Raw genomic sequence first — 11908 nt, forward strand, 5'->3', positions numbered from 1 at the left:
CACTGCTGCTCGCAGGCGTCGAACACCACCTCCTTATTGGTCTGCGCTCGCGATTCGACGGCGTGCGTTCGGTCAGAAATTGAAACGGAAGCCGAGCCGGTAGATCGGCCCGGTCTTGTATTGCTCCACGGTGCGGCGCTTCGAGGCACCGTCGCCCAGCGGACTGCCCTCGTCGAACAGCACCGGGTTGCCGTCGCCGTCCACGTCGCCGAGATCGATGAAGCGGCTGGTGAAATAGGTGCGGTGGTCCTGATCGGTCAGATTGACGGCATCGAAGGAGATCGACAGCGAATCGTTGACGGCATAGATGGCCGAGAAATCCAGCGTGCTTCTGCCCTCCTGCCACAGCGCACCGTTGTTCCATGCACGCTGCGCGAGGACATCGGACGCCCCCTGATAGGCCAGGCGCAATTGATGGCCGCGCAGGCCCCAGAAAATGGTCGCGTTGTAACTGTGCTCGGGCGTGTAGGTCACCGGCAGGGCCGGCAGCAGCACGGAAGTATCGAGGGATGAGACTTCCTGATCGAACTCGCTCTTCTGATAGGTGTAGTTCATCTGCACGCCGAGCCCGGACAGGAAGCCGGGCAGCCCGCGATACTGCTGGATGTACTGCAGCTCCACGCCACGGATATCCGCGCCCTTGCCGTTCTTGATACGCGTGGTCACGAACTGGTTGCACAGCTGCGCCAGATCGTCCGAGAACACCCAGTCCTGCGCCAATTGGTTGCCACCCTGAATGCGCCTGGGCATGCAGCCGGCGAGATCATCCTCGGTGCGTATCAACCGGCTCAAATCGTAGGCAGGGGCATTCGGATCGAGCCCCAATCCGCGCAAGTCGTCCATATAGGTCACGATCTGCTCGGACTCCTCGAAGTTGGTCATGTCCTTGTGGAACAGCCCCATCGACAGCAACGCGCCGGCGTCGAAGTACCATTCGAGGGAAACATCGAGGTTGACCGATTCGAGCGGATCCAGTTGCGGGTTGTAGAGCGTGATGGTGTTTCCGGCACGCACTCGGTCATCCCCCCAGACGGATTCCGTGACCTTGAAACCGGGGCGCAGCGAATCTATCTGCGGTCGTGACATCGTCTTGGAGGCGGCAAAGCGCGCCACGAGATTGTCGGCGAGGCGGTAGTTGACGTTCAGTGCCGGCAGGAAACGGTGGTACTCGTGCTCGCCCTCCACCTTGAACGAGCGCCGACTCTGATTGCTGGCCACCGGCCGACCGTTCGCATCGAGCGGGCGGTCCCCATAGACGTGGGCCGCCTCGGTGGAAACATCGCTGTGACGCCACAGCCACCACTCGGAATATTCCGGATGATTGCGCTCGGCGCGTGCATCGTAGCAAGGACGTTCGTCCGGGAGCCGCACATCGTCCGCGTACGAGGCAGTGCCGGATGTATCCCAGCCCTGTCCGTCGACGCGTGACCACCGAGTCTCTTCGTTATAGTCGGTGCCATAGAAGCGGATGTCGCTGCACGCCGGGTTCGATGGATCGCGCAACTGTTGAAGCACGAACGGATCGAAGACTCTGCCCAGGTTGCCCGGATCGAAATGGAAGTTGACGCCGGACGAGCCGCTCGCTTCGAGGTCTGTCCGCACGTAGCGAACGCCGACGTCGCCGTTCAAGCGATCGTCGAAATGGGCGAAGTTCAGCTTGAGATAGGTGGCGAAGTTTTCGAGTCGGGCGGCGCGCGTCTCGCTGTCATCCGGTATGAATGCGACATTGCGATTCCCAAGCGCGACGTCGAAGGCTCGAAACGCGGACACTGTCGGCCAGCCCCGCGTGACGGAATCGCGGGGATAGCCCAGCGACGACATGAAGTCACTCGCGCCGAGATTCCCGCCGGTGGCGATCAAGGTTGCCGGTATGTCCGAGAGGCCGTTCGGGGCGACCAGGGGCAAGCCGGTCTGTGGATTGGTCACGATGACGCCCTCGCCTACGGCGTTGAACGTGCCTGCCTGATTGTCCACGTACTTATCGATGGTCGAGTAACGTGCGCCGAACTCGATGCCGCGAATGCTGCCGGCGTCGACGAGCCAGTCGAAGTCCAGATAGGCGCTCTCCTGCTTGTCTTCCACGGTGACGACGTTACGTTGCATGAACGCCAGGTGTTGCGCCTGCAGGTCGCTCGGGTTGAAGCCCGTAGTGGAGCTGTTGTCCCAGACATGTCCGTTGCCCGGCAGCGGTTCGGTGGTGGGGCCGTAATCCACCTGGCCCTGCCCCGCCACCAGGCGGCAGCGTCCCTGGGTGCAGTCGTAGCCCACCGGCTCGAGCTGGGACGGGTCGGTCCAGAACAGCAGCCAGGGATTGATGCTCGCGTAGTTCTGCAGATTGACGTAGACGGACTGGTCCGGGATCCGCTCGGCCTTGGTGCGGCTCACGCCCGTCCGGAGGCTCAGCCGGTCGGTCAAGTCCTGCGCCAGATCCACGGACAGCAGCGCGTTGCGATTGGTGTACTCGCTCTGCGATTGCGACAGATCGCCCAACGCGTTGCGATTGAGATATTTGGTGAATGTGCGTGTGTCTGGATCGTAGGTATGCCAGTCCTGCTGGGGATCGGTGTACGGCGCCGGAATGCCCGTGAACAGGCTCGCCAGCGGCTCGCCTGCCACCAGATTGTCGTGATCGGGAGCGCGCGTTTTTACTCCGTGCATCGACTCCTTGACCGCTTGTTCGCTCCACGTGGCATTCAGCGATAGCAGTGTGCGGTCGGTCGCCTGCCACTGCGCGGCGAAATCGATGCCGTGACGGTTGCGCTCGTTTCTGAAGAGCTCGTAGTTGGAGTCCTGCGCGACCAGCCCGGTCACATCGTTGAGGAGATTGCCCGCGGGGTCGCTCGCCAGGCGTGAGTTGCGGGCGATATAACTGGAGACGCGAAACTGATCGCGCCGGATCGAATATGTCTCGTCGAACGCGGTCAACAGCAATCCGAGCGTGTCGCCCGCGAACTTCTGCGAGATGCTGCCCGAAAGCTTGTAATCCTCGCTGCCGGACAGCTCTCCGTAACGACCTTGCAGGGTCACGACGCGGACATTGCGGTCGAGTTCGAGCGGCTTGGGGGTCTCCAGGTACACCAGGCCGCCGAGCGCACCTTCGATATGGTCAGCGCTCGGCGCCTTGATCACCACGATCTTCTGGATGATGTCCGATGAGTACGCGGACAGATCGATGCCTTGGCTGAAGTCCGTGGTGCTCATCTGCACGCCGTTCAGCAAGATGACATTCTGCTGAGGATTGGCGCCGCGGATCGAGATCTGCGTTCCCTCACCGTCGACGCTCTGCGTGGTCACGCCGGTCACCCTGGACAGGGCGTCGGCGATGCTCTGGTCGGTGGACTTGCCGATATCCTCGGCATTGATCGTATCGCCGATATTGGCGTTGGCGCGCTTGTCCTCGATCGATTCCTCGATGCTGCGCCGGATGCCCTGAACCACCACCTCTTCGAGCACGGGAGTCGTGCTGGTCGTGCTTCGCGGCGGATCGGCTGCCGTTGCGCTCGCCGACGCACAACACCAAGCGGCAGTGACCGCCGCGGGAACTACGCAACGACACGCCGCAGCGCTAGCAATCTTCATGGTCTCCCCCTCCAGCGATTTTATTCTTGAGCCGCTTGCGGGACGCAGCCAGAGGCGCGTTCTCCGTGCAGCCTGGTCATATGTTGTAATGCTACTTGTCAATTGTCAACAGTCGACAGTCAACAACTGGCTACAGACCGAAAACACGCGGCTGAACGAGCAGGCACGCGGCGTCTCGTGCGCCGAGGACGGGGGGATCGAAAAGGCAGGTGCGTTCGGCGGGGTGTCGAGAGATGGAAATCGAGTACCGGGCGATTGCCCGCCGGCTATGCGCGCTGAACGGGCGGCAGCGGTGCTCGTGGCTCGGCGCCGGCGCTGAGCATGTCGCGCCGGGAATGCCTGGCTCTGCTAGCGAATATTGGCTTCGAGCGCGGCGACGGCCGCGCTCGCATCCGCCTTGCGGATGGCATCGAGAATTTTCTTGTGCTCGGCAATCGCCTGTTTCGGCGTGCTGATCCGCTTGTAGTTCATGCGCATTCGCAACACGATCGGTTGCCAGAGGTTCACCAGGTCCTCACCGCCCGCCGCCATGACGATGACTCTGTGAAAAGCGATGTCGGCGTGCGTGACTTCCGCGAAATCCCCTGCCTCCAGCCGCTCCGAAAGATCCTTGAAGGCCGCCGTAAGATCATCGAGCAATTGCGTGGGACGCGCACGGATCGCCTGTCGGATCGCGAACGTCTCGATTGCCAGACGCAGCTTGATCATCAACGCTTGCAGATCGGTCGAGGGCACGTTGTTGACCGTGCTGCCGCGATTGGCTCGGTTGACGATCAAGCCCTCCTTGGACAACTCCAGCAAGACATCGCGAATGCGGCCGCGGGACACACCGAACCGCTGCGCCAGCGCCTCCTCGGTGATCTTCTGATTGGGCGCCAAGGCTCCGGAAATGATGTCGAGACGCAGCCGTTCGGCAATCTGCTCACGTACCTGGACGATCACGGCACCGTTTGTTTTCATCTTCGCAGTGGCCCCCTCTGGGCCGTCGTTCGCGTAGCGGCGAGTGTCGGGAGAACGAGCATGCGCCCCGCCGCCTGCGCGAGATTTTCCCTATGGATGGGATTGGCCGATCGCATTCGGCAATCTGCCGTCGATCCCGCTCATCAGCACGGTATAGCAAGCGAAGCCAACCATGCCGACCGCGCCAATATACGCCATGGCGGCGCTGAAGTCTCCGCCGCGCACGAGCATTCCGATCGCGATCGGAGTCACCGCCGCCGACAGTCCTCCGACCAGATTGAAGACTCCTCCGACCAGACCGAGGTGACCGGGCGGCGCGAGCATCGAAACGAACACCCAGTTGATGGAGGCCAGCCCGTTGCCGAAAAAGGCGATTGCCATGATCGCCAGCACCGTCGCGTCATCGCCAACGTAAGGGATCGCGAGCACGGCGCCTGACAGCGCCATGCCGGTCAACACGGGAGCCTTGCGAGCCAGTCCATTGGATACGCCGTTGCGCACCAGCCAGTCGGACACCAGCCCGGCAAGCACCACGCCGCCCATTGCGGCGAGGAAGGGCACGGCAGTCATTGCGCCGATACTCTCGAACTGCATCCCTCTTGCTTGCACCAGGTACGACGGGAACCAGGTGAGAAAGAACGCGGTGAGCGTGCCGATACAGAACTGCCCGCAGTACAGGCCCCAAAGCGCTCGGTGCGAGAACGCATGCTTCAGATCGCTCGCGACGAACACGAATCGGGGTGCTTGCGTCGGCCGCTTCCAATCCAGCAGAGCTCCACCGGAGCGCAACGCCGAGAGATCGGCGTCAGTGAGTTTCGAATCCTGGTCCGGATCCCGATAGAACGAGTGCCACACCCAGGCCCAGAGGATACCGATCGCGCCGCAGGCGAAAAACAGCGCGCGCCAGCCAAAGGTCGCCTGGAAGGCCACCAGCACCGGCGCCAATCCGGCCAGGCCCAGAAACTGGCCGGAGGTATAGATGCCGATCGCTCCAGCTCTACGGTCCGCGACGAACCAGCTGCTGACCACCCGGTTGTTGATGGGATAGGAGGGTGCCTCGAAGATACCGACGAGAACCCGACACACCACCAGCCACGCGAACGACGCTGCCATTCCCTGCGCGAGCGTAGCCAGGGACCAGCACACTAGCAGCGCAGGATAGAGCACGCGCGGCCGCACCCGATCCGCCAGAATTCCGCCGGGCAACTGGCAGAGGGAATAGCTCCAGGCGAAAGCAGAGAAGAGCAGTCCCATCTGCGCCGGGGACAGGGCCAGCTCCGCCGCCAGGCCGATCGCGGCGATCGAGATGTTGGTACGGTCGAGATAGTTGATGACGACGGTGACGAGCACCGCCACGAGCATCAGGCGCGAGCGCCGCGTAACTGAAGGTGAATGCACGATGGTGATCGACCACGGCGACACTTGCGGCGCCTACTCCTCACCAGTTTGTATAAGAACCGTCCGGCTTGTAGCGGCGCGGCGGCTCCCAGTACGAGAAGCTCGCCGAGCGCACCGCGGACTCATCGACCTCGATGCCCAGACCGGGGGACTGATTCACCAGGAAGTGAGTTCCCTCCAGGCGCGGGCGCACTGGAAACAGACGATCGTACGCCGACGTGTCGAGACCGTAGGGATCGACTTCGCACCAGGCGAGGTTGGGTATCGCGGCACATAGTTGTATGGTGGCCGCCGTACAGAGCGGGCTCAGCGGATCGTGCGGCATCACGTCGATGTAGTGAGTTTCGGCCAGCGAGGCAATGCGCATGGCTTCGCTGAGGCCGCCGACGTTGCAGACGTCGATGCGTGCGAAGCTCGTTATATCCTGTTCGATGTACGGCGCAAAATCCCAGCGGGATGCGAACTCTTCACCAATGGCCAAAGGGATCTGAGTCATGTGCTTCAGCGCCTGGTATGCCCCGGGCGTTTGCTGGCGAATCGGCTCCTCCAGGAAATCCAACGTCCCCGGCGGCATGCGCTGACAGAACGACGCAGCCTCGGCGACCTGCAGCCGGTGATGAAAGTCGATGCCCAGGACGATACTGCTGCCCAGCGCCGTGCGAAGCTCCGTCAGGGCCGTCGCCGCCTGGGCCAACGCCTTGCGAGGATCGAAGATCGACTCGTCACCGCGGCCCGCGATGGTTGCGCGAATGCAGTCCCAACCCAGATCGCGCAGCGCGATTCCGTCGGCGATCAGACGGTCATCCATCGGCGCCGTGCTGGTGATGAAACAAGGGATGCGATCGCGCTGCATGCCGCCCAGCAATCGGTGCACCGGAACGCCCAGCGCCTTGCCTGCGATGTCCCATAACGCGATGTCGATCGCGGAGATCGCCGCGGTGATCGTGCGGCCGCCCTCAAAATACTGGCCGCGATACAGTTCCTGCCAGATGGCGCCGATACGCGTGGCGTCTTTTCCCACCAGGAATTCCTTGAAGTGACGGACCATGCCCGCGACGGCCTGCTCCCGGCTCGACAGCCCCGCCTCGCCCCACCCGGCGATTCCGGCGTCGGTGTCGACCTTCACCAGACAGATATTTCGATGGCCCGCGTTGATCGCAAAGGCCGTGACATCGCTGATTTTCATTTGCCGTACTGCTGCACGTAGAACGCCGCCATGTGGTCAATCGTCATTTCAGCTGGGAATCCCGGCACAGCTGCGCCGCCAGCCCGTGGTCGGCGATCAACTCTGCGCCCGTCATCGCCGCCGCGCCGTCTGAAACCAGGAACGCTGCAAGCGCGCCGATCTCGTGAACAGTGGCAAAGCGCGCGTCGGCGTGCATCGCGTTGAACGTACTTTCCAGCGACGGCGTATCGGCAATGATCTTTTCGACCGCTTCGGTGCGGGTCAGGCCCGGGCTCAGGGTGTTCACGCGAATACCGCGTGGCCCGAGACTCCAGCACATCGCACGCGTCATCGCGGAGATAGCGCCCTTGGTGGCCGCATACATTTCGTAGCCCGCAACGCTCGATACCGAGTGGTTGGAGGAAATGTTCAGGATTGCGGAGCCCCGCGGCATGGCAGGAACGAGTGCGCGGGACAGCAAAAAGATCGAGCGAACATTCGTTTGCCACAGCACGTCCAGGTCGCTTTCCGAGAACTCCAGGAAGTCGCCCTCGATGGTCACTCCCGCATTGTTGATTAACGCATCGACTCTGCCATACGTCGCAACGGCGCAGGCGGCAAACTCCCGGATGCTGCCAGGATCGGCTACGTCGAGACGGTGGAACTTCGCTTCAGCGCCCTGCTCGCGGAGCTGCCGCGCCTTGGCCTCCCCTTCCGGATTGCGCTGACCGAAGAAGACCGTCGCCCCCGCCTGCGCGCAGCACTGAGCGATGCCCCAGCCGATGCCGGCGCCGCCCCCGGTGAGTACCACAACCTTGCCGGCAAGAGAGCTGCCCGGTAGCTGCCCATTCATCAATGCGCTCCTCTCATCTCGGTGGCGATCTGCTCGATCGAACGGCCCTTGGTTTCCGGCAGCAGCCGCACCAGCACGGCGAGCCCGATCAGAACCGAGGCGGCATAAGACACGAAAATCGCTACTGCGCCCCAGGTGGCGAGTTGCCACGGAAAGAACTGCTGGACCAGATAACTCAGCACGCTGGTGATCAGTGCACAGGCCGGAATCGCGACACCCCGCACGTCTGTCGGAAAGATCTCGGAAAGTATCACCCACATGATGGGTCCGATGGAAAACTGAAAGGCGGCGATGAAGGCCATGATGCCGCCCAGGACCAGCCACACGTTGATGTGAGTGGCGGCCTGCATCAGCTCCGCCTGGTGTACATGCGCGACCGATCGACCCAGCGCGGCCGACAGCTCACTCTTGAGCTCCACGTCGTTGGCGAATGTGCGTCCGACCAGTGACGCGAGCGCCGTACGATCGATGGTTGCAGGCAATACCTCGACCGCTGGCGCCTCGATCCTGTACGTAGCCATCGCGAATCCGATCGCGCACGCCGCAAGGCTGACGGCCGCTGTTCCCAGTCCGATCACCAGCAGCGTCTTGCGGCCGAGCCTGTCGATGAGCCCCAGCGCGAGCGCAGTCGCCAGCACGCTGACCACGCCGATCAACACCGATTGCAGGAACGAGGCGTCGACCCCCACGCCCAATTGCTCGAACACGTGCGGGGCGTAGAACATGATGGCGTTGATCCCGGTCGTGGGCTGCACGGCGGCAATTACGACACCTACTACAGTGGCGCGGCGTAGGGCTGGTTGGAACATGTGCCGCAGCTGCTGAGCCGTGCTTGCGCTCCGCGTCTCGGTCCGTCCCTTGTCGAGTGTCCCCTCGATCTCACGCAAGGCCTCCGGAACCGCAGACTCGGGCATCAATCGGCAGAGCACGCTGCGCGCCCGCTCTCGCTCTCCTTTCAACATCAGCCAGCGGGGGCTTTCAGGAATGCGCCACAACAGCGCGATCCACAGGATCGCAGGTGGAATTTGCATGCCGAGCATCCACTGCCAGGTATATCGGTCCAGCCCGAGCTGGGGCGCCCATTCGCTGCTGGCCCAACCTTGAATGAGATAGTTGAGCAGGTACGCCGCGAACAGACCCAGCACGATGTTGAGCTGATTGATGGCTACGAGCCGGCCGCGTCTGGCGGGCGGAGCAATCTCCCCCACATACATCGACGAAACCGACAGCGAGGCAAATGCCAAGCCACCGAGGAAGCGCGCCGCCGTGAGCTGCACGAAGCTCTGCGAGAGGACCGATGCCACTGCAGAGAGCAGGTACAAGGATCCGATGATCAGCAACGTCTTGCGCCGACCCAGCCGGTCGCAAACATACCCGGTTGCCAGCAACGCGAAGATCACACCGAAGCCAGGTGCGCTGACGATGGCGCCGAGCTGGATGGCGTCGAGATCGAACTGCTGCATGATGTAACGGACGGTCCCGGAGATCAGCGCGGCGTCGAGGCCGAACACGAAACCGCCGAACGACACCATGATCGCCAGCACCAGGGCGCGGCGATCGGTGGGTATCGCCGAGCCGCGCTCCACCGGCGCCGCCAGGATCGCCCCCATGTCATTTGCCATGACGGCGCTCGTAGATACCGTAGTTGATCCGCTTGGCCGCCTCGACCATCTCTGGATAAGGAATATCGGTATTGGTCACGAACCCGACGTTGTAGTTCTCGCCGTCGTAGGCGCGGCCCGTTACCGGGTCATCGATGTACTGGAACCAGTGCGCACCCACCATCGCCGGGTTGTCGATCACCGTTTCCATGTACTGCTGGTAGATCCGCGCACGATCGGCTTGATTCGTGCCGTGGACCAATCCCGGATGATACAGGCCGGTATCCGCCGTGGAGCCGATGTGGAACTCGCCGATGATCGTCGGCACATCCAGATTCTTCAGGAAACCCCAGGTATCCGGGTGCATGGCCTCACGATAATTGTTGAAGCTCATCACGTCGACATACTTCTTGGCCGCGCGGATCGTTTCCTCCGGCATGCCCCATTCGGCCATGCGCACTCCCATGTACATATGATTCGGCATGGCTTTGGCAAGCTCATCGTGCACGACACGGAAGTAGCGATCGGAGAAATCGAAGAGCAGCTGCGACAGATCCGATTTCATCGCCGGCGTGATCGTCTGCACTTTCGCCGTCGCGGCAAACTGCTCCCAGCTCTTGAAATCGGTCTTCCATGCGTCGTTCAGTGCACCGACCTGCGGGTAGCGCGCTTGCAAAATGCTCACGAACCGCGCCTTCGCCGGACTGTCCGCAGCGGATCTCGACAGTGCGTCGAGCGCGATGGCGAAGTGCGCGCGATCGCTGTCGAGACGTCCCCAGCTCTTCTCATTGTCGATGAAGACTCCCACGCACCATGGCGAGCCCTTGACCTCGCGCGCCACCTGCTCGATCGTGAGGCGAGCGCGCCGCACGAACTCCGGATCGTACGGATCGGGCATCGGCGCCCACACGTCGCTGCCGGAGGACACGGTCTTGTAGTTGCCGATGATCCAGCCGTTGGCAAAGTAAGGAACCTTCTCATTGTCGTAGAACATCGGATCGATCCAGTTCCCTAACGACGTGAATCCCCAGTCGCGCATCCGATCGATGGTGACCTGGCGCCACGTGCGCATGTAGGAGCCTGGCGAGCTCTCGCCGTAGCGGCGCTCGAGATTGGCCCGGTAGAAGCTGTAGATCTCGCCGTGCTCGAGCGGCCCCATGTGGAAGGTGCGGCGGTAACCATAGTGCTCTCCCAGCGGGTCGTCGTAGGCCGGCAGCCATTCAAACATCTGACGGCGCAGCGGCGATGCGAGAAAGCGCGTGTTCAGAGCGTCCCCCTTCACCGGCACGATATCGGCCGAGTCTTCGGGAGTGAGTTCCTCGCCATCGATGTGGCGCACGCGCGCGCTGCCGAAGTCATAGCCAGTGACTGTGTCGAGATTCGCCATGCGCACATTGGCGAGGGCGCTCGAGAAGTGCAGGTAGCCCTCCGGATCGATCAGCCACCATTTGCCATCCACTTTCTCGGCGCGGAAGTATCCGGTGGCCTTGCGCTTGGGTCCCTCGCTCCAACCGCCGAATCGGGAGCGGCCGGCGGGGCCCTTCGAGTTGGCCAATTGAGCCAACTCCGTGCGGGCGGCTTGCTGGAGTTCCTGCAAGGAGTGGATCTTGGTCGGATACTGCAAGCGTGCGTTCTGTCCAAACTCGTCCACCAAGCCGCTCAGGTAAAACGGGTCCACGGGCGGGTTGACTCGCAGGCGCACGTTGTCGACCACCAGGCGCCGCGGTGCCATGAGCGACTGCGTGGCAAGTACGATCTTTTTCACGCGGGTGAGATCGAATTTTTTATCGCCCCAGCGCCACGACATCTTGCTCTCGACGGATTGCCACGCTGGCGGAGTCTCTCTCATGCCCGCATCCACCGTGCCCACGAATCCATTCAGCACTGCATAAACCGTCTGCGACGTGCCCGCCGGAATGACGGTGGCGCGCGATTGGCTGGCGCCACGCTCGTCGATGAGAACTACATAGAGCTGGGTCGAAAGCTTGCTGAGGTTGGTGACATCGAGCGCCAGATTGACATCGCCGTGTCCGCTCCAATCCCACGTCTGCGGCGCTTGCAGCGTTACGGTGCTCTCCTCGCGTGGCTCGAAGTCGATCTGCAGCGCTCGCGTGCCTTCAGTCACGCCGTTGCCACCGATGCGCTGGATGCCAGCGTGCTGCACGGAGAGGCGCTCGGGCGCCGCAGTTTCGAATGTCTCGACTGTCATCGACGAAGTCGGTACTGCCGACGCGGCGGCGAGCGACGTGACACAGAGCAGTGCGCAGGTGCCAATCGAACCCATGCCACCCCCGAAGCGAACATCGTTCAATCTCTTCATTTGTCGTTTCTCGATAAAGACCGGGACCGGAC

The 11908-nt window shown here is 62.5% G+C and carries 7 protein-coding genes; all 7 read right to left on the minus strand.

Annotated features, from left to right (window positions below; translation table 11 throughout):
* Positions 1–72: 72 nt before the first annotated feature.
* Complete coding sequence (locus EK373_RS00085; protein ID WP_129640733.1) at positions 73–3579, minus strand: TonB-dependent receptor; 3507 nt, start codon at positions 3577–3579, stop codon at positions 73–75.
* 348 nt (positions 3580–3927) lie between these two features.
* Positions 3928–4539, minus strand: coding sequence for a GntR family transcriptional regulator (locus tag EK373_RS00090; RefSeq protein ID WP_129640734.1), 612 nt, complete (start codon positions 4537–4539; stop codon positions 3928–3930).
* 90 nt (positions 4540–4629) lie between these two features.
* On the minus strand, positions 4630–5937 hold the full coding sequence (locus EK373_RS00095) for an MFS transporter (RefSeq protein ID WP_198682981.1): 1308 nt from the start codon (positions 5935–5937) through the stop codon (positions 4630–4632).
* A 40-nt stretch (positions 5938–5977) separates the two neighbouring features.
* Entirely contained in the window at positions 5978–7123 is a 1146-nt protein-coding gene (locus tag EK373_RS00100) for a mandelate racemase/muconate lactonizing enzyme family protein (RefSeq protein ID WP_129640735.1), read from the minus strand.
* A 43-nt stretch (positions 7124–7166) separates the two neighbouring features.
* Positions 7167–7955, minus strand: a complete 789-nt coding sequence (locus EK373_RS00105) for an SDR family NAD(P)-dependent oxidoreductase (RefSeq protein WP_129640736.1) — start codon at positions 7953–7955, stop codon at positions 7167–7169.
* On the minus strand, positions 7955–9577 hold the full coding sequence (locus tag EK373_RS00110; protein ID WP_198682982.1) for a sugar porter family MFS transporter: 1623 nt from the start codon (positions 9575–9577) through the stop codon (positions 7955–7957). Before EK373_RS00110 ends, EK373_RS00105 begins: the two co-directional genes overlap by 1 nt.
* A complete protein-coding gene (locus EK373_RS00115; protein ID WP_198682983.1) occupies positions 9567–11876 on the minus strand; it encodes a beta-galactosidase in 2310 nt (769 codons plus the stop codon). Before EK373_RS00115 ends, EK373_RS00110 begins: the two co-directional genes overlap by 11 nt.
* Positions 11877–11908: the final 32 nt, after the last annotated feature.

It is taken from the genome of Peristeroidobacter agariperforans (assembly GCF_004138335.1).
GTDB classification, from domain to species: domain Bacteria; phylum Pseudomonadota; class Gammaproteobacteria; order Steroidobacterales; family Steroidobacteraceae; genus Steroidobacter; species Steroidobacter agariperforans.